Annotated in this window: 14 protein-coding genes; 2 read left to right on the forward strand and 12 right to left on the reverse strand. The window is 67.6% G+C overall.

The window, feature by feature from the left end; translation table 11 throughout:
- Positions 1–6: 6 nt before the first annotated feature.
- From BLU62_RS13100 to BLU62_RS13110, 3 genes are read right to left on the reverse strand one after another with little or no spacing between them, the layout of a single operon-like run.
- A complete protein-coding gene (locus tag BLU62_RS13100) occupies positions 7–1,692 on the reverse strand; it encodes a class I adenylate-forming enzyme family protein (protein WP_074849974.1) in 1,686 nt (561 codons plus the stop codon).
- Positions 1,693–1,741: 49 nt separating this feature from the next.
- Complete coding sequence (locus BLU62_RS13105; RefSeq protein WP_074849975.1) at positions 1,742–2,491, reverse strand: SDR family NAD(P)-dependent oxidoreductase; 750 nt, start codon at positions 2,489–2,491, stop codon at positions 1,742–1,744.
- 25 nt (positions 2,492–2,516) lie between these two features.
- A complete protein-coding gene (locus tag BLU62_RS13110; protein ID WP_074849976.1) occupies positions 2,517–3,311 on the reverse strand; it encodes an enoyl-CoA hydratase-related protein in 795 nt (264 codons plus the stop codon).
- Positions 3,312–3,546: 235 nt separating this feature from the next.
- Here BLU62_RS13110 and BLU62_RS13115 point away from each other — a divergent pair, with 235 nt between their 5' ends.
- Complete coding sequence (locus BLU62_RS13115; RefSeq protein ID WP_074849977.1) at positions 3,547–4,956, forward strand: ethanolamine ammonia-lyase subunit EutB; 1,410 nt, start codon at positions 3,547–3,549, stop codon at positions 4,954–4,956.
- Positions 4,953–5,750: an ethanolamine ammonia-lyase subunit EutC gene (gene eutC / locus BLU62_RS13120; RefSeq protein ID WP_074849978.1), complete on the forward strand. Its 798-nt coding sequence runs from the start codon at positions 4,953–4,955 to the stop codon at positions 5,748–5,750. The genes BLU62_RS13115 and eutC overlap by 4 nt, the downstream gene beginning before the upstream one ends.
- A 7-nt stretch (positions 5,751–5,757) precedes the next feature.
- Here eutC and BLU62_RS13125 read toward each other — a convergent pair whose 3' ends face one another.
- The 9 genes from BLU62_RS13125 to gltB all read right to left on the reverse strand — a co-directional run bounded on the left by BLU62_RS13125 (position 5,758) and on the right by gltB (position 19,790).
- The gene (locus BLU62_RS13125; protein ID WP_074849979.1) at positions 5,758–6,072 is read right to left on the reverse strand and encodes an SHOCT domain-containing protein; all 315 of its coding nucleotides are present in this window, start codon (positions 6,070–6,072) and stop codon (positions 5,758–5,760) included.
- A gap of 13 nt (positions 6,073–6,085) precedes the next feature.
- Positions 6,086–6,547: a DUF6325 family protein gene (locus BLU62_RS13130; RefSeq protein ID WP_074849980.1), complete on the reverse strand. Its 462-nt coding sequence runs from the start codon at positions 6,545–6,547 to the stop codon at positions 6,086–6,088.
- Complete coding sequence (locus BLU62_RS13135) at positions 6,544–8,382, reverse strand: AMP-dependent synthetase/ligase (protein ID WP_074849981.1); 1,839 nt, start codon at positions 8,380–8,382, stop codon at positions 6,544–6,546. The genes BLU62_RS13130 and BLU62_RS13135 overlap by 4 nt, the downstream gene beginning before the upstream one ends.
- Positions 8,383–8,492: 110 nt before the next feature.
- The gene (locus BLU62_RS13140; RefSeq protein WP_074849982.1) at positions 8,493–10,475 is read right to left on the reverse strand and encodes an ABC transporter ATP-binding protein/permease; all 1,983 of its coding nucleotides are present in this window, start codon (positions 10,473–10,475) and stop codon (positions 8,493–8,495) included.
- A 199-nt stretch (positions 10,476–10,674) separates the two neighbouring features.
- On the reverse strand, positions 10,675–11,139 hold the full coding sequence (locus BLU62_RS13145; protein WP_074849983.1) for a hypothetical protein: 465 nt from the start codon (positions 11,137–11,139) through the stop codon (positions 10,675–10,677).
- 10 nt (positions 11,140–11,149) lie between these two features.
- Entirely contained in the window at positions 11,150–12,028 is an 879-nt protein-coding gene (locus BLU62_RS13150) for an acyl-CoA thioesterase (protein ID WP_074852883.1), read from the reverse strand.
- A 68-nt stretch (positions 12,029–12,096) separates the two neighbouring features.
- Entirely contained in the window at positions 12,097–13,521 is a 1,425-nt protein-coding gene (pyk, locus tag BLU62_RS13155) for a pyruvate kinase (protein WP_074849984.1), read from the reverse strand.
- A 199-nt stretch (positions 13,522–13,720) separates the two neighbouring features.
- Positions 13,721–15,226 (reverse strand): glutamate synthase subunit beta, encoded by a 1,506-nt coding sequence (locus BLU62_RS13160; RefSeq protein WP_074849985.1) that lies wholly within the window; start codon positions 15,224–15,226, stop codon positions 13,721–13,723.
- Complete coding sequence (gene gltB, locus BLU62_RS13165; RefSeq protein ID WP_074849986.1) at positions 15,219–19,790, reverse strand: glutamate synthase large subunit; 4,572 nt, start codon at positions 19,788–19,790, stop codon at positions 15,219–15,221. The genes BLU62_RS13160 and gltB overlap by 8 nt, the downstream gene beginning before the upstream one ends.
- Positions 19,791–19,923 lie beyond the last annotated feature (133 nt).

Genomic DNA, 19,923 nt, shown 5'->3' on the forward strand with positions numbered 1-19,923 from the left:
GGTGTGTCAGCCGTGGACGCGGTCGGTGGCCGGCGCGACGAACTCGCCGTCGGCCATCTCCCGCGCGGCGGATTCGGTGGCCTTGTAATGCAGCTTCTTCCCGGTCGCCGACACGGGTAGCGATTCGACGATGCGGTAGGCCCGTGGACGTTTGAAACTCGACAGCATCGGATGCGCGCGGCAATAGGCGTCCAGGTCCTCCGGAGTGGGCACATCCCCGTCGGCGGGCAGGATGTAGGCGACGACGAGGCTTCCCCACCGCTGGTCTGGGACCCCGACCACGAGTGAATCCGCCACGCCCGGATGCCCGTTCAGCGCCTCCTCGACCTGGACCGGGTGGACGTTCTCGCCGCCGGACAGGAGCATGTCGTCCTTGCGGCCGACGATGGTGACGAACTCGCCGGCATCCCAGGTGGCCAGATCGCCGATGTGCAGCCAGCTGCCGTTGTACTTGGCCTTCTCCTGTTGTGGTGAGGCGTAGTACGCGGCCGCGCATTTGGGCGATCGGATGATGACCTCGCCGACTTCCTCACCGTCGCGGGCGACGACCTCGTCCGGGCTCGCCAGATGTCCGTCGTCGTGGACCCGCACGACGCGGACGTCGTCGTCGATGCAGGCCCGTCCGGCCGTACCGGCGTGCTCGGGGAGGTCGTCGGGCCGGAGGAAGGTGTTCCAGAATCCCTCGGTGCTGCCGTAGCCGTTGAAGATCCGCGGGGTGAGCACTTCCTGATAGCGCAGCGCGGCCTCCCGTTCGAGCGGCGCGCCCATCGTGACGATGCCGCGCAGACTCGAGAGGTCGCGCGGGTCGGCCGACTGGGCGGTGGCGAGCATCGCCAGGTTGGTCGGGGCACCGATGAGGAACGTCAACCGGTACCTCTCCACCCAGTCGAGGGTCAGCTCCGCGTCGAAAGTGCGCATCGGGATGACCGAGGAGCCCAGGTAGAACGACGGATTGGGGCCTGCGCAGTAGAGGCCGCCGCGGTGGAACCACGGCGTCATGTTGAGTGTCCGGTCGTCCGGGGACAGCGGGAAGTGCATGATCACGTCGTGCGCCGAGAAGATCTCGATGGCGGAGTTCATCGGCACCGCCTTGGGCATGCCGGTCGTCCCGGAGGTGTACAGCCGGGTGGTCTCGTCGAAGACGCCCCGCGAAACCGTCGGCGGCACAACGCCGGCCACGGGCAGGTCGGCGAAGCGGATCGACACCGCGCCCGCAACGGCTTCGCCGCTGACGAGTTCGCCCTCCCCGACTCCGACAAGCAGCTCCGGTGTGTGATCGGCGCGCGAGATCGCCTCACCGACCATGGCACCGAGGCCGGTGTCGTAGACATAGACCTTCGGCCGGCTGATGTCGAGGATGACCGCGGTCTCACCCGCCGCGAGACGGAAGTTCACCGGGGAACCGACCGCTCCCGCCGCCTGCGTCGCCAGGTAGAGCTGGGCGAACTCCGGACCGTTCAGCAGCTGATAGCCCACCACATCACCGTCGGCCACCCCGCGGCCGGCGAGACCGGCCGCGAGTGCATCCACCGCCGACCCGAGTTCCGCGTAGGTCCACTGCCGGTCGGCCGGGGGGTCGATCATCGCCACCTCACCGGCGTAGCGGGTGACGTTGCGGCGGAATCCGTTCAGATAGGTGAACTCGTTCTCGAAGAAACTGCGGTACGCGTGCGCGTCGTAGACGTATGCCATGTCGGTTCCCTGCGTGGTCGAGTCGATCCGGGTGTGGGTGGCGGGCCGGTCAGCCGGCCATGGTGAGTCCGCCGCTGACGCTGATCACCTGACCGGTGATGAACGACGCCGCGGGTGAGGCGAAGAACAGGACCGGTGCGGCCACCTCGTCGGGGCGAGCGAGGCGACGGAACGGGATCGCCTTCACGAGAGCCTCTTTCAGTTTGTCCGGCTGCGCCTGGAACAACGGGGTGTCGGTGGGTCCGGGGCAGACCGCGTTGACGGTGATCTGGTATCGGGCCATCTCTCGTGCGAGCGACTTGGAGAGGGCGATGACGCCACCTTTCGCTCCGGCGTAGATCGACTCGCCGGCCGACCCGACCCGACCTGCGTCGGAAGCGAGGTTGATGACGCGGCCGCCCTGCCAGCCGTCGGCTTTCGACGCCTCGACCATGCCGGGCAGGAACGCGCTGGCCGTGTGAACCGGACCGAGGTAATTGATCGCCACCACCTTCTCGGCGAATTCGGTTGTGGCGTTGAGGAACTGATCTGTTCGGTCCCAGCCGGCAGCGTTGACCAGGATGTCGGGGACGCCCACCTCCCCGGTGACGGCGTCCCGGAGTTCGTCGACCATCGCACGGTCTGCCACGTCGACGACCATCGGCACGATCGACGTGGTGCCCTCGGCGGTGCGTTTGGCGGCGTCGAGGTCGAGATCGGCGGCGATCACCGTGATCCCCTGAGCCGCGAAGCCCAGGGCGATGGCCTTGCCGATACCCGATCCGGCCCCGGTGACGACGGCAATACTGTTGGAGCTCATCGGTTTCGGTGTCCTCTCTCGCCGATCAGATGGCGGCGAACTTGTTGAACTCGGGCCTGCGCTTCTCGGCGAAGGCCCGCGCCCCCTCGGCCCCCTCCTCGGTGTGATGGGTGAAGAGGTCCAGCGCACTCATCGCGAGGTTGGAGAGACCGGCCTGATGATCGGTGTCCGCATTGAAGCTCTGCTTCAGGAAGCGCAGGGTGGTGGGCGACTTCTCGGCGATCTCGGCGGCGATCTTCTTCGCTTCGTCGAGCAGGTCGGCGGCCGGGACGACCCAGTTCACCAGGCCCCACCGTTCGGCGGTCTCGGCGTCGTATTGGCGGCACAGGTACCAGATCTCGCGGGCCCGTTTCTCCCCCACGACGCGGGCCAGGAACGCCGAGCCGAAGCCGGCGTCGAAGGAGCCGACCTTGGGTCCGGACTGACCGAAGCGCGCCGTGTCGGCGGCGATGGTGAGGTCGCACAGTACGTGCAGGACATGTCCGCCGCCGATGGCGAGTCCGTTGACCGCGGCGATGACCGGTTTCGGGATGTCGCGAATCGTCTTGTGCAGGTTGCCGATCTCGAACATGCCGCTCTCGCTGGGGCCGTAGTCGCCGGTCTCCGCACGCTGCTTGACATCACCACCGGTGCAGAACGCCTTCTCACCGGCTCCGGTGAGGATCACCACCTGAACGCCGGCGTCGGCCCAGGCGCGACGAAAGGCGTTGATCATCTCCTCCACGGTCTTGGCCCGGAAGGCGTTGTACCTCTGCGACCGGTTCATCGTGATGATCGCGGTGGGCCCCTCGACCGTGTAGTCGATGTCTTCGTAATCCATCCTGCTCACTCCTTGTGGTGGGGAATCGCCCGGGGTGCATCCGTATGCGGGCGTCTGCAGTGGTCAACGGCTGTTTCTCGATCTCCCAGAGCAATGCTGTGAACTGCTGTGGTGATATGAGTGAACGTACATTCATCGGAAGAAGTGTGTCAAGGGTCACTCCCCGACAGGTGGCTGTCCGGGCAGTTCGTTCGCCGTGCGCGGCCGGTCCGCCTAACCTAGACTTCTACGGACCATGAGATTCACCCAGACCATCTCCGGCACGACCCATGAGTTCGACGGCCTCGTCGAACTCATGGCGAAGGCCACCCCCCGCCGCTCCGGTGACGAACTGGCCGGCTGCGCCGCGATATCCGACGCCGAACGCGCCGCCGCGGCATGGCAATTGGCCGACGTGCCCCTGTCGACGTTTCTCGACGATCTGCTGGTCCCCTACGAATCGGACGAGGTCACCCGCCTCATCATCGACACCCACGATCGCGCGGCCTTCGCCGAGATCTCCCACCTGACCGTCGGCGGGTTCCGCGACTGGTTGCTCGAGATCTCCACCCGTCCCGACGCCGCCGAACGCATCGCCCGCATCTCCCCCGCCGTCACACCCGAGATGGCCGCCGCCACATCGAAGATCATGCGCAACCAGGACCTCATCCTGGTGGCATCGGCCATCCGGGTGACCTCGGCCTTCCGCACCACGATCGGACTCCCGGGCCGGATCGCCACCCGCCTGCAACCCAACCACCCCACCGACGATCCGCGCGGAATCGCCGCCGCCACCCTCGACGGACTGCTGATGGGATGCGGCGATGCGGTGATCGGGATCAACCCGGCATCGGACTCACCACAGGCAACCGCCGACCTGCTCCACATGCTCGACGACATCCGCCGCCGGTTCGAGATCCCCATGCAGTCCTGCGTGCTCTCCCACGTCACCACCACCATCGACCTCATCGGCCAGGGCGTCCCCGTGGACCTGGTGTTCCAGTCGATCGCCGGGACCGAGGGAGCCAACACGGGATTCGGCGTGAACCTGTCGATCCTGCAGGAGGCCAACGACGCCGGCCGGTCCCTGCACCGCGGCACGGTCGGCGACAACGTCATGTACCTGGAAACCGGTCAGGGATCGGCGTTGTCCGCAGGCGCCCACCTCGGCACCGGCGGCAAACCCGTCGATCAGCAGACCCTCGAAACGAGGGCCTACGCGGTCGCCCGCGCACTGGATCCGTTCCTGATCAACACCGTCGTCGGATTCATCGGCCCCGAATACCTCTACGACGGCAAGCAGATCATCCGCGCCGGACTCGAAGACCACTTCTGCGGCAAGCTCCTCGGGCTCCCGATGGGCGTCGACGTCTGCTACACCAACCATGCCGAGGCCGACCAGGACGACATGGACACTCTGCTCACCCTGCTCGGCGCCGCCGGCGCCGCCTTCGTCATCGCCGTGCCCGGCGCCGACGACGTGATGCTCGGCTACCAGAGCCTGGCCTTCCACGACGCGCTCTACGTCCGCCAGGCACTCCGGCTGCGCCCCGCCCCGGAATTCGAAGCGTGGCTGACCCGACTCGGCATCTCCGACACCGACGGCCGGATCCTTCCGGTCGATCCGGCCACCTCCCCGCTCCTGCCGTTGGCGGCAGGCCGATGAGCACACCGGAACACTCCGCCGATCCCACCGGCACCGACGCCTGGGCATCGATGCGCCGAACCACCCAGGCGCGCATCGGGCTGGGACGTGCGGGCAACTCGCTGCCATCACGTCGCGTGCTGGAGTTCCAGGCGGCACACGCCGCCGCACGGGACGCCGTACACCAGCCCCTCGACCCAGCCGCGATCACCGACACCCTCGCCGATCTCGGCGTCGGCACCCCGGTCACCGTGACGAGCCGGGCAGCCGATCGCGGCCAGTACCTACGCCGACCCGACCTCGGCCGGATACCCGAAGACCTCTCCCAACTCACCGAATCCGGCGCCGACATCGGGATCGTCATCGCCGACGGCCTGTCCCCCCGCGCGGTCGTCGACCACGGCCACGGGCTGGTGGCCGCACTACTCGATGCGTTCGACGGCCGTTACTCGGTCGCTCCGCCGGTGATCGCCACGCAGGCGCGCGTTGCACTCGGCGACCACATCGGCGAGGCGCTCGGCGTCACCACGCTCATCGTGATCATCGGTGAGCGACCCGGACTCTCGGTCGCCGACAGCCTCGGTATCTACCTGACCCATCTACCCCGGCCGGGACGCACCGACGCCGACCGCAACTGCATCTCCAACATCCACCCACCGGACGGACTGCAGTACGACGTCGCCGCGCGGATCACCGCAGCCCTCGTCGACGGCGCCCGCAAACTCGGCCGCTCGGGCGTGGCGCTCAAGGACACCTCGCGTCAGGACGAACTCGAGAACCTCTACGGCGCAGACGATCTCACCATCGAGTCCTGACCGCTCCTCAGCTCCCGAGGATCTTGGCCTTCTGCGCGGCGAACTCGGCCTCGGTGAGGATGCCCTGCTGGTAGAGCGCGCCGAGTTCCTTGAGCGCCGAGATCGTGTCGACCGCGCTCGGCGGGGCGGCCGGCGCCGCCTGAGGCTGCGGGGTCGGCGCGTACTGGGGTTCGGGATACTGCTGCGCACGCGGATCCTGTTGGGTCACGGTCCCCTGTTGCGCCCATCGGCTCGCCTGGCGTCGGGACACCCGGTTGCTCACCGCGGTCGCGGTACCGGAGATGACCGCCGTGCGGGCGACGCCGCGGATCAGTCCTGGCATGACGTATGTCCCTTCATGATTCCTCGACCGCGTCGAGGGTTTCGAGTAGCGCTTCGACCGGGATCCGGCCCGACGCGACGAGACGCCCACCATTGTTGCGCACCGCCGTGGCGAATGGCGCGGCCCACAGGTTCTCCCACACGAGAACGGCTGCGCTGGAACCGGGTTCGAGCACGGACGCCGCTTCGGCGATGTCGGCGTGGTCGAGGATCGACGTCGACGCGCCGTCGAAGATCGCGAACTCCACGCCCAGTTCGCTGATCTCGATCTCGGCAACCGTTCCGTCGGCCCCCTTGGTGACGAAGGCGATGTCGATGATCCGCACGATGCCCCGGTCGACCAGGTCCATCAGGTAGGGCAACGCCTCACCCGTGGGCTGCTTGCCCGCCCACTCCACGACGATGTAGTCGACCGGACCGAGTTCACGATCGTCGGCCGCATCCCGGCTCCCGGTGTCCGGGTTCCCGGCGGTCATGACCGCAGATCCACCACTGTGTCGCCGGGCTGCGTTGCGTACAGAGCACCGATCTCGGTCGCGTACTTCGTGGCGATCGGAGTACGGCGCAGTTTCATCGTCGGGGTCAGCTCGTCACCGCCCGGCTCCCAGGCCGCGGGGACGATGGTGAAACGTTTGACCTGTTCCACCCGGGACAGCTTTCCGTTGGCGGTACGGATCGCGGTCGAGACCTCCTCCACGACTTGGGGATGCACGGACAACTCGGCGAGCTCTGCGCCCGGGAGATTCAACTTGGTGGCCCGCGCCGCCGCGACCTCCGGGTCGAGGACCACCAGAGCGGAGACGTACGGCTTCGCGTCGCCGATCGCGGCCACCTGACTGATCAACGACGACGCCGCCTTCATCGCGTTCTCGATGTTGGTGGGCGACATGTTCTTTCCGGACTCGTTGATGATGAGTTCCTTCTTGCGGTCGACGATGGTCACGTTGCCGTCGTCATCGATCTTCGCGATGTCGCCGGTCGACAACCAGCCATCGGCATCGATCGTCTCGGCCGTCTTCTCGGGTTGTTTGCGGTAGCCGCGCATCACCACGGGGCCGCGGACGAGCAGCTCTCCGTCCTCGGCGAGCCTGACCTCCATGCCACGTATCGGTGGGCCGACGGTGCCTATCTTGAGGTTGTCGGGCGTGGTCATCGTCGACACACCGGTGGTCTCCGACATCCCCCACACCTCGAGGATCGGGATTCCCAGGCCCAGGAAGAACGTCAGCACCTCCGGCGGGATCGCCGCGGCTCCCGAGCCGGCGAACTTCACCTGGTCCAGGCCGAGCGCGGCGCGCACCTTGTGCAGCACCAGCCGGTCGGCGAGGCCGTGCTGGGCCCTGCCGAGGACGCCCACCCCGGTGCCCTCGATCTGTGCCCGGGCAACGGCGGCTCCCGCGCCGAAGGCCCAACCGGCGAGCGTTCGCTTGACCGGACTGGACTCCTCGGCGAGCTTCGCCTCGATGCCGGCCCGGATCTTCTGCCACACCCGTGGAACCCCGAAGAAGAACGTCGGGTGCACCTCGGGCAGAGCCGCGGCGATCTCGCGAGGGTCCGGGACCGTGGTGATCTGCATGCCGCGCATCATGTTCGCGGCATGCGACGACACCCGGTCGGCGATGTGGGCGGCCGGCAGATAGGAGATCGCGCGGTCGTCGAACCCCACGTCGACCTTCTCCGCCAGCGCGGCCATCTCGGCGACGATGTTGCGGTGGGTGATCTCGACGCCCTTCGGTGGCCCGGTGGTCCCGGAGGTGTAGATCAGGGTCGCCAGGTCATCGGGGGTCACCGCCTGCCACGTCGCGGTGAAGTCGAAACCCGTAGGCGGAGCGGTGTGTTCGACCTCGTCGAGTGAGGTCGTGCCGTCGGCCGTGCCGTCGACGACCACGATCCGGGTGACACCGGTGTTCGCCGCGGTGATCACCGGCAGGAACACCTGTTCGGTGATCACCAGTGTGTTCTCGGCGTTGCCGAACAGGTGCTCGATCTGGTCGGGGGCGCTGGTGTTGTAGATCGAGAACGGCACCGCGCCGAGATGCAGCGCGGCAGCGTCGACCAGATGGAACTCCGGCCGGTTGGTCAGCATGATGCCGACGGTGTCACCGCGTCCGATGCCGAGGGCCGCGAGTCCGCCGGCGATCGCCTCGACCCGGGTGGCGTACTGCGACCAGGTGATCGTCTGGGCACCGCCGACGGTGCGGATCGCCACGGCGTCGGGACGCACGGTGACCGTCTGCTGGAACGCAGCCGGAAGCGTCGACACATCGACCCCGGTCTCGTGGGGAAAAGTGATCAGGTCTGATGCGCTCATCTGGGCCCCTACTCGCCAGTGCGATGGTTGTGGTGGGCATCACACTAGCGAGTCGGCAGGCCGCGTGTTTCAGTTCAGGTCAAACGGTGACCCGATCGAGAATTTGCAGGTCAAGACCGTTTGTCGAGCGAAGTACCTTGCTCGATCGGCGACAGTGTCCAGGCTCCGCCACCGGTCAGTTCCAGCACCTCGGTGTGGTGCTGATCGGTGGTGCTGCGATGGCTGACCGATACCAGGATCGTCTCCGGGAGCTCGGTCCGGATCAGCCGGTACAGCGCATACTCGAGACCCTCGTCGACCGCGGAGGTCGCCTCGTCCATGAACACCGCCTGCGGCTTCGTCAGCAGGATGCGGGCGAAGGCCACCCGCTGCTGCTCACCCGGCGACAGGACCTTCGCCCAGTCCTCCTCGTCGTACAGTCGGCCCGTGAGGTGCGGCAGGAAGACCGTCTCCAGGGCCTGCTTGATCGCCTCGTCGCCGACCTCGTCGGGCAGCGCCGGATAGGCGATGGCGGTCCGCAGGTCTCCGAGCGGGATGTAGGGCATCTGGGACAGGAACAGCGATTGATAACCCGGCGGACGCGAGAACTCGCCGTCGATGAACGGCCACAGGCCGGCGAGGCCGCGCAGCAGGGTCGTCTTGCCCGTTCCCGAACGGCCCTTCACGACGAGCGCATCGCCGGGATCGAGCGAGAGGTTGAGCGCGCGGATCAGCTCGTCGCCGCTCGGGGTCTTGACGTCGATGTCGGCGAGACGGACCGCGCGGTCCCGGTCGACGGTCGTGATCTCGGGCAGGGCACGTGATTTGGTGTCCGCATCGGCGAGACCGTCGAGACGGATGATCGAGGCGCGGAGTGCCGTGAAGTCGTCGTACGCGTTGCGGAAGAACGACAGGGCGTCGTGCATCTCGCCGAAGGCCGACGCGGTCTGCTGCATGTCGCCGAGTTTGATCTGACCCTCGAAGAATCGCGGGATCTGCACCAGGTACGGGAAGACCACCGCCAACTGGCTGACGACGAAGTTCCAGCCGACGAAGGCGATCCTCACGTAGACGATCCGCCAGTAGTTCTTGATGACCTCCGCGAATCTCGCCATCAGACCCTGGTGCTCGACTCGCTCTCCGCGGTAGAACGCGATGTTCTCGGCGCCGTCGCGTACCCGGACGAGTGCGTAGCGGAAGTTCGCGGTGAGGCGTTCCTGCCAGAAGTTGAGCCGGATGAGGGGACGACCGATACCGAAGGCCACGACGCTGGTCACGAGCACATACACCAGCACCAGCCACATCATCATCCGTGGGATCTCGACGCCGAGGAGCGTGACCGGCCCCGACAGGTCCCAGAGGATCTTCGTGAAGGAGACGATGGACGCGAGCGCCGTCAGTACGCCGTTGGTTGAGGAACCCCCGCCGCCCCAGAGCAGCGAGGAACCGACGGACGCGACGTTGGTGATGTCGGCCTGGATGCGCTGGTCGGGGTTGTCGACGCCCGGATGGATGTCGGTGGCCTTGCGCGACGGTTCCGGTGTCCGCCGGAACAGCCTGCGTCGCATCGGACCCGCGCTGAGGTCGACGAATCGGTTGCGGTAGAAGGCGAGACCCTTCATCCAGTCCGCGGCCGCCCCACCCGTCATCCACTGGCGGAGGTTGATCTCGAAGGCGGCACCGACGTAGATCTCCACCATCGTGCGCACCACGTGCAGTGAGGCGAGGATGCCGAACACCGCCATGGAATGCCAGAAGGCGTCCTTGCCCATCTGGAGTAGTTGATCCCCCTGCGGACCACCGGTCGCCAGTCCCTCGGCAGCTGTCTGCAGACCCGTGTAGAGGTCGTTGCCGAAGTAGGTGAACAGCACGGAGAGCCGCACGCCGAGCAACGCGAGCACCGTGAGGAGGGCGGCAAGACCCCACGCCTTGAGCCGGGTGCCCGGATCGGTGAAGAACCCACCGATGACCCTCCACAACGGTTTGCCCCAGCGGCTGAAACGCGCGAGCAGGAACCCGACGACGAGGAGCGCGGCCGCCGAGATCCCGAACGCGATGGCCAGCCATTTGAGGCTCGCCCACACCTCGTTGCCCCAGTCGATGCTGTACTCCACGCACGCTCCCTACGGTCGGACGTCACCGCCGGGAAACCGGCCGACGACACGGCCCGGCTGCACGCGGAGCGTCGAAGAAGCAATCGACACAACGGGTCCGGGCCCATCAATGATCCGGCGAAGTTTAACCCGCGGTTCACCGCCTGTCCGGGCAACCGCCGCCCATGTCGCGGCGGGAGATCGGTGGGAGCCCGCGAACTCAGCCGAGGGGCCGGAGCACCGCACCCTCTTGGAGCGCGGCGGTGGAGACCGGCTGGGAGAACCGATCGCCGACGCGGACCACGTAGCCGGCGTCGGTGTACTCCACGCCGTCGGCCTCGAACGTCAGCCGGCAGCCGGTGTCGCTGCGGAGGAAGCCGGTCAGCGACGTCTTCGCCACGTCGTCGCCCGCGGCGTCGTAGATGACCACCGGTGCCCCGCGCGCGATCTGACCGCCGTCGCTCGTCGCGGTCACCTCAGTGGCGCAGTCGGCGACCACCCCGCCCTTCGCGGTGAAGGTCGGGGTCCGCAGCACGCCCGACAGCAGAGCGCCGATCGCGACGACGGCGAACAGCACCATCACGATCGTCGTGCCGATGATGACCGGAACCCGCGTCCTGCGCTGCCAGGTCCGGCGCGGTAGCTGCGGACCCGGGTCGAGCCACATCTGGAGGCCTGTGGTCATTTCCGGCCCGTCACTTCTTGGGCGGGAAGTACTTGATCAACGCTTCCTGGACGACCGAGGTCGCGAGGGTGCCGTCGCGCATCCAGAATCGTCCCGATCCCATGCCGCGCGAACCGGTCGCCACCGGCGAACGCGTCGCGTACAGGAGCCAGTCGTCGAACCGGAACTCGCGGTGGAACCACATCGAGTGGTTGACGGTCGCAGCGAACAGGCGATCGATGCCCCACGAGAGTCCGTGCGTGGTGATGATCGAGTCGAGGACCGTGGTGTCGGAGGCGTAACACATTGCGGCGACGTGCATCACGGGGTCGTCGGGCATCACGCCGTCGGCCTTCATCCAGACCCGGTTGTCGGTGAGCTTGCGCCCGGCTTCCTTGGCTTTCCAGCTCGGGTCGTTCGCGAACCGGATGTCCACGGGGTGCAAGGCGTTCACGAAGGTGGCGATGCGGTCCTCGTAGCCCTCGAAATGCTCACCGAGAGTGGGCAACTCCTCCGGGTAGGGCACCTGCGGGATCTCCACCGCATGCTCGAGGCCTGCCGTGTTGTCCTGGAACGCCACCAGCATCGTGAAGATCTCTTCGCCGTCCTGCATCGCGGTGACCTGACGGTTCGCGAAGGACTTGCCGTCGCGGAACCGGTCGACGTGGTACTCCATCGGCTTGGTGACGTCACCACCGCGGATGAAGTGCGCGTGCAGCGCGTGGATCGGCGGGTTGCCGCGGGTGAGGCTGCGCGATGCCGCCACCACACCCTGCCCGAGGAGCTGACCGCCGAAGGTGCGGGCGGTGACCTGCTCGGGGTGCTGCCCGATGAAGACGTCCTCGTCGCGGCGTTCGACGTCGAGCAGTGCGAGCAGCTTGCCGAGATCCCCGGTCTGTTCCACGGTCATGGCCTTCACCCTAGTGACAGGCCGGGGATCCCGGTGCCGGTGGTCCTACTCGTCAGGCGTCCTACGCGTCAGTGGTCCTGTTCACCGATGCGGTGGACGTGGATGAGGTTGGTCGAGCCGACCGTGCCGGGCGGGGCGCCGGCCACGATGACCACCACGTCGCCTTCGGACAGACGGCCGATGCGCAGCAACTGGTGGTCGACCTGGTCGATCATGTGGTCGGTGGTGTCGACGTGATCGACGATGAAGGTCTCCGTACCCCAGCTCAGCGCGAGCTGGCTGCGCACCTCCTGCGTCGGCGTGAAGGCCAGCAGCGGCAGACGCGAATGCAGCCGGGCGAGGCGTCGGACGGTGTCGCCGGACTGGGTGAACGCCACGAGGGCCTTCACCTCCAGCCGCTCGCCGATGTCGCGGGCGGCGTACGAGATGACGCCACGCTTGGTGCGGGGCACGTGCGACAGCGGCGGCACGTCACGCGGACCGGTCTCGACGGCCCGGCAGATGCGGTCCATCGTGCGGACGGTCTCGAGCGGGAACTTGCCGACCGACGTCTCGCCGGAGAGCATGACCGCGTCCGCGCCGTCGAGGACGGCATTCGCGACGTCGGACGCCTCGGCGCGGGTGGGACGCGAGTTCTCGATCATCGAATCGAGCATCTGGGTCGCGACGATCACCGGCTTGGCGTTCTCGCGGGCCATCTGGATGGCCCGCTTCTGCACCAGCGGCACCTGCTCCAGCGGCAACTCGACACCCAGGTCGCCGCGGGCGACCATGATCGCGTCGAAGGCGAGGACGATGGCCTCGAGGTTCTCGATCGCCTCCGGCTTCTCCAGCTTCGCGATGACCGGCACCCGGCGGCCCACCCGGTCCATGACCTCGTGGACGAGTTCGATGTCGGACGGGCTGCGCACGAACGACAGCGCGACCAGGTCGACGCCCAGGTTGAGTGCGAACTCGAGGTCGGCGATGTCCTTCTCGGACAATGCGGGCACCGAGACACTCATACCGGGCAGCGACAGACCCTTGTTGTTGCTGACCGGGCCGCCCTCGGTGACGGTGCAGACCACGTCGGTGCCGTCGATCGACGCGACGGTGAGTCCGACCTTGCCGTCGTCGACGAGGAGCCGGTCGCCCGGGCTCGCATCCTCGGACAGCTGTTTGTAGGTGGTGGAGACGCGGTCGTGGGTGCCCTCGACATCCTCGACCGTGATCCGGACCTCTTCACCGGTCTCCCAGACGGTGGCGCCGTCGCAGCCGTCGAAACGACCCAGCCGGATCTTGGGTCCCTGCAGGTCGGCCAGGATGCCGACGGCCTTCTCCGCCGCATCGGAGGCCTTGCGGACGCGCGCATAGACGGCAGCATGGTCCTCGTGCTTGCCGTGGCTGAAGTTCATCCGGGCCACATCCATACCGCTGGCGACGAGTTCCTTGAGGCGTTCGTCGCTGGAAGTGGCCGGACCCATGGTGCAGACAATCTTGGTTCGCCGAGTCACAACATCACCTTAGTCCCGTCGGTGGAGCATCTCCACGCGCCGTCGGAGACGTCATCCAGTGGTCACGCGGTGTTGGCGCTGGTGACAGCGCACTACTTTCCGGTACGGATTTCATGTCACACAGGACGCCCGCGCGTGTTTGCCGTCCCCGACGCCTGACCTCGCCACCCTGACCGCGGCTGGGCGACCGCGCGCGGCGTCAGCGCACGGAGAGCGGCAGGGTGGCCGGGCGAACCGGTGAGGGCAGATCGGATTCGCCGACGAGGAACTCGTCGACGGCCCGCGCCGTCGACCGGCCCTCGGCGATCGCCCACACCACCAGCGACGCACCGCGATGGGCGTCACCACACACGAAGACACCCGGAGCGTCGGTCTGCCAGTCACTTCCGCAGGAGATGGCGCCGCGCTTGTTGGGTTCGATCGCCAGTCCCGACAGCAGGTCGCCGCGCTCGACGCCGGCGAAGCCGATCGCGAAAAGTGCCAATTCGCAAGGGATCTCGAACTCCTCCCCGACGGGCGTGATCTCGCGTCGGCCGTCGGCGTCACGGCGCACCTCGACCTCGGCGAGGATCATGGTGGTGACGTTGCCCTCGTCGTCGCCGAGGAAACGCTGCACGGCCACCTGGTACCTGCGCTCACCGCCCTCGGCGTGTGCGCTCGACGTCCGCATCACCAGCGGCCAGGTCGGCCACGGCGAGCGGTTGTCGTCGCGTTCGTCGGGCAGTTCCGGGTTGTAGTCGAGCTGGACCACCGACGCCGCGCCCTGCCGATGAGCCGTGCCCAGGCAGTCCGCGCCGGTGTCGCCACCGCCGATGATCACGACGTGCTTGCCGGCCGCGGTGATCGGCGACGGGCCGTCACCCTCGCACTCCCGGTTGGCGGGCACGAGATGCTCCATCGCCAGATGGACACCGTTGAGCTCGCGCCCGGGCACCGGGTTGTCCCGGGCCTCCATCGCGCCGATGGCCAGGACGACGGCGTCGTGCCGCGCCCGCAGGTCGGCCACCGAGAGGTCGGTGCCGACGTCGCAGCTGGTGACGAACTCCGTTCCCTCGGCGCGCATCTGGGCGATGCGGCGATCGATATCGGACTTCTGCAGCTTGTACTCGGGGATGCCGTAACGCAGCAGGCCGCCGAGCCGGTCGTCGCGCTCGTAGACGGTCACGTCGTGACCGGCACGCGTGAGCTGTTGTGCCGCAGCGAGTCCGGCCGGCCCGGAACCGACCACGCCCACCGACTTACCGGTCTTGGACGCCGGCGGCTCCGGCCCGATCACACCCTCGGCCCACGACTCGTAGGCGATGGTCTTCTCGATGCGTTTGATGGTGACGCTTCCACCGGTGGCGCGTTCGGAGATGGACAGGACGCAGGCGGCCTCACACGGCGCCGGGCACACCATCCCGGTGAACTCCGGGAAATTGTTGGTGGCGTGCAGCCGGGCACTCGCCGCATCCCAGCGGCCGCGGCGGACCAGGTCGTTCCACTCCGGGATCAGGTTGCCCAGGGGGCAGCCGGCGGTTCCGGAGTGACAGAACGGGATACCGCAGTCCATACAGCGGCGAGCCTGGGTACTGACCTCCTCGAGCACCTTCACCGGGTTGTCGGCGTGCACGTAGACGTCGTCCCAGTCCTGGACGCGCTCGGCGATCGGACGGTACTTCGCTTCTTTCTTCGGGACTTCCAGGAACCCGCGCGGATCAGCCACGTGCCGCCTCCATGATCGCAGAATCGACGTCGCGTCCCTCGGCCTCGGCCATCCGGGCCGCGTCGAGGACACGCTTGTAATCGGTCGGCATGACCTTCGTGAACGCCAGGCAGCGTCGGGGCCAGTCCGCGAGGATCGACGCACCGATCGCCGAACCGGTCAGTTCGGTGTGATTGACGATGGTCTGTTTGAGCCAGGCCAGGTCGTCGGGGTCAGGGCGCATGAGTTTGACCATGGCCATGTTCACCTTGTCCCGGTCGAGGTCGTGCACGAAGGCGATGCCACCCGACATGCCGGCCGCGAGGTTGCGTCCGGTCGGTCCGAGGACCACCACGCGCCCGCCGGTCATGTACTCGCAGGCATGGTCGCCGACGCCTTCGACGACCGCGGTCGCACCCGAGTTGCGCACCGAGAAGCGTTCGCCGACGCGACCCCGCAGGTACACCTCACCGGAGGTGGCCCCGTAGAGGATGGTGTTGCCCGCGATGACCTGGTCCTCGGCGACGAACCACGAGTCGGGATGCGGGGCGACGATGATCTTGCCGCCGCACAGCCCCTTGCCGACATAGTCGTTGGTGTCGCCGCTGAGCCGGATCGTCACGCCCGGCGGCAGGAACGCGCCGAGCGACTGACCGGCCGAACCCTCCAGCTTCACCACGATCGTGTCCTCGGCCAGGCCCTCGGCGCCGTATCGACGCGTCACCTCGGCCCCGAGCAGGGTGCCGACGGTCCGGTTGACGTTGCGCACCGGCAGTTCGAGAGTGACCGGATGTGCGTCCTCCAGGGCCCCCTCGGCGAGCTGGATGAGCGTCTGGTCGAGCGCACGGTCGAGACCGTGCTCCTGCCCGCGCACGCGCCGGCTCGGTCCCTTGCCCTCTACCTTGCGGAAGATCGGCGACAGATCGAGTCCCTTCGACTTCCAGTGCGCGACAGCGGTGTCGGTGTGCAGGCGCTGCGACTGTCCGATCGCCTCGTCGAGGGTGCGATACCCCAACTGTGCGAGGTACTTCCGCACGTCCTCGGCGATGAACCGGAAGAAGTTGACGATGTGGTCGACCTGACCGGTGAAACGTGAACGCAGCTGCGGGTTCTGCGTCGCGACGCCGACCGGGCAGGTGTCGAGGTGACACACGCGCATCATGATGCAGCCGGCCACGATGAGCGGTGCGGTGGAGAAGCCGTACTCCTCGGCACCGAGCAGGGCGGCCATGATGACGTCACGGGCGGTGCGCAGCGCCCCGTCGCACTGCACGGTGATGCGGTCGCGCAGACCGTTGAGCATGAGGGTCTGCTGGGCGTCGGCCAGCCCGATCTCCCACGGTGTGCCCGCGTGTTTCAGCGAGGTCAGCGGCGACGCACCGGTTCCGCCGTCGTGCCCGGAGATGAGCACGACGTCGGCGTGCGCCTTGGAGACGCCGGTCGCGACCGTGCCCACGCCGACCGCACTGACCAGCTTCACATGGATGCGGGCCTCCGAGTTGGCGTTCTTCAGGTCGTGGATCAGCTGCGCGAGGTCCTCGATCGAGTAGATGTCGTGGTGCGGCGGCGGCGAGATCAGCGCGACGCCCGGCGTCGAGTGCCGGGTCTTGGCGATCCACGGATACACCTTGTACGCCGGAAGCTGTCCTCCCTCACCGGGTTTCGCTCCCTGCGCCATCTTGATCTGGATGTCGGTGGCGTTGATCAGGTAGTCGCTGGTCACACCGAACCGCCCGGACGCGACCTGCTTGACGGCGCTGCGTCGTTCCGGGTCGTAGAGACGGTCGACGTCCTCGCCGCCCTCCCCCGAGTTCGACCGACCGCCGATCTTGTTCATCGCCATCGCGATGGTTTCGTGGGCCTCGGCGGAGATCGAGCCGTAGCTCATGGCACCGGTGTTGAAGCGCTTCATGATCTCCTCGACCGGTTCCACCTCCTCGAGCGGGATCGGTTCGCGCGCTTCGAGATCGAAGTCGAAGAGGCCGCGCAGCGTCCCGCCCTTGCGCGACAGCCGGTCGACCTCGTCGGAGTACTTCTGGAAGATCTCGGCCTGCCCGGTCTTGGTGGCGTGCTGCAGCAGGAAGATCGTCTCCGGCGTGAACAGGTGCAGCTCGCCCTCCCGGCGGTACTGGTACTCGCCGCCGACCTCGAGACGCCGGTAGACCTGCTCGGTCGGGTTCTCGGGGAACGCGCGGTGATGCCGGATGCGCACTTCCTCGGCCAGCTCGTCGAGGCCGACGCCCTCGATGCGCGACACCGTTCGGGTGAAGTACTCGCGCACGACCTCCGAGGACAAGCCCACAGCCTCGAAAGCCTGTGCGGCGGTGTAGGAGCTGATGGTGGAGATACCCATCTTGCTCATCACCTTGAGCACCCCCTTGCCGAGCGCCTCCAGGTAGTTGCGGATCGCCTTCGACGGGGTGACACCGGTCAGCTCGCCCTCGGCGATGAGATCCTCGATCGTCTCCAGTGCCAGATACGGATTGACCGCTGCCGCACCGAAACCGATGAGCGTCGCGATGTGGTGGACCTCGCGGGCGTCGCCGGATTCGACGACCAGCGCGACCCGCGTGCGCTCCTTGGTGCGCACCAGGTGGTGGTGAACGGCCGAGGTGGCCAGCAGCGACGGGATCGGTGCGTGATCGGAGTCGGTGAGCCGGTCCGAGATGACGAGGGTGGAGTGTCCCTCGGCGATCGCCTGGCTCGCCCGCCGGCGCAGGTCCTCCAGGGCGACGCGGAGTCCTTCGCCGCCCTCGTTCACCTCGTACAGGGCGCGGAGCACCTTGGCCGACGACCCGGGGTGATCGCCGTCGTCGTTGATGTGGACCAGCTTGGCGAGGTCGGCGTTGTCGAGGACCGGCCAGTGCAGCATGATCTGGCGGCACGACGCGGCGGTGGGATTCAGCAGGTTCTGCTCGGGACCCATCACGCGTCCCATCGAGGTGACGATCTCCTCGCGGATCGCGTCCAGCGGCGGGTTGGTGACCTGCGCGAACAGTTCGACGAAGTAGTCGTACAGCAGCCGGGAACGCTTCGACAGGACCGCGACGGGGGTGTCGGTGCCCATCGAGCCCAGGGGCTCGTATCCCGACGCCGCCATCGGGGTGAGCAGCACCCGCAGGTCCTCCTCGGTGTAGCCGAAGGACAGCTGCCGGCGGACCACGGTGTCGTGGTTCGGCTGGAAGACCGGGCGTTCGGGCAGCGTGGCGATGTCGAGGAGCCCGGCGTGCAGCCACTCGTCGTACGCCTCGGCGGTCATCAGCTCGCCCTTGATCTCCTCGTCCGGGATGATGCGGCCCTGGACCGTGTCGACGAGGAACATGCGGCCCGGCTCGAGGCGGCCCTTGCTGATGATGTCGTCGACCGGGACGTCGAGGACGCCCGCCTCCGAGGCGAGGATGATCCGGCCGTCGCGGGTCTGCCACCAGCGTCCGGGACGCAGGCCGTTGCGGTCGAGGACCGCGCCGACGACGGTGCCGTCGGTGAAGGTGACACACGCCGGCCCGTCCCAGGCCTCCATCAGCGAGGCGTTGAACTGCAGGAACGCGCGACGCCTGGGGTCCATGTCGGGAACGTTCTCCCACGCCTCGGGAACCATCATCATGACCGCGTGGGGCACGCTGCGTCCGCCCAGATGCAGCAGTTCGAGCACCTCGTCGAGCGATGCGGAGTCCGAGGCCTCGGGGGTGCAGATCGGGAACGCGCGCTTGAGGTCGCCGGGGATGAGGTCGGTCTCGAGCAGGGCCTCGCGGGCGCGCATGCGATTGCGGTTGCCGCGAACCGTGTTGATCTCGCCGTTGTGCGCGACGAACCGGAACGGGTGTGCGAGGGGCCACGACGGGAAGGTGTTGGTGGAGAACCGCGAATGGACGATCGCGATGGCGCTCTGGCACCGGTCGTCGCGCAGGTCCGCGTAGTACAGCGGCAACTGCATCGTGGTGAGCATGCCCTTGTAGACCATGGTGCGGCTCGACAGCGACGGGAAGTACAGGCCGGTGCCCGCTTCCTCGATCTCCGGCGTGACCCGCTCGGCCTGCTTGCGGAACGGGAAGATGTGGCGGTCGAGGGCGAGTCCGCCGATGCGCTCGGCGCCGGGTTCCGGATCGACGGTGACGAACAGCTGCATCATGTACGGCATGCACGCGACGGCTGTCCCGCCGATGTCGGCGTGTTCGTGATCGACGGGTACGTCGCGCCAGCCGAGGATCGTGACGCCCTCGTCGGCGGCGAGCGCGCTCACCCGGTCGATGGCCTGCCGTCGCAGCTCCGGGTCCATCGGCAGAAAGCAGGTACCCGCGGCATAGGTGTGGGAGCCATCCGCGGCCGGTTCGGGAAGGTCGAAGTCGACGGTCGCGCGCAGCAATTCGTCGGGCAGCTGGATCAGGATGCCTGCGCCGTCGCCGCTGTTGGTCTCGGCTCCGGCGGCCCCGCGGTGCTCGAGATTCTCGAGTGCCAGGAGCCCGTCGGCGACGATCGAATGCGAACGACGGCCATGGATGTCGGTGACCATCGCGACGCCACACGAGTCGACCTCGGCCTCCGGGTCGTACAGGCCCTGCTTGGCCGGGAGCGCAGAAAACAGCATCACTACCTCCACTCGATCCGTCACACGGATCGCTGCTGAGTGTCCACTGGGACAGCACTGGCCCGAGGAGTATTGCGCGGCGAGCGAATGACCGTGCCGAGATCGGAACCGGGCTGAGTCGAAACCGTCGCGA

The organism is Gordonia westfalica (assembly GCF_900105725.1).
Classification (GTDB): domain Bacteria; phylum Actinomycetota; class Actinomycetes; order Mycobacteriales; family Mycobacteriaceae; genus Gordonia; species Gordonia westfalica.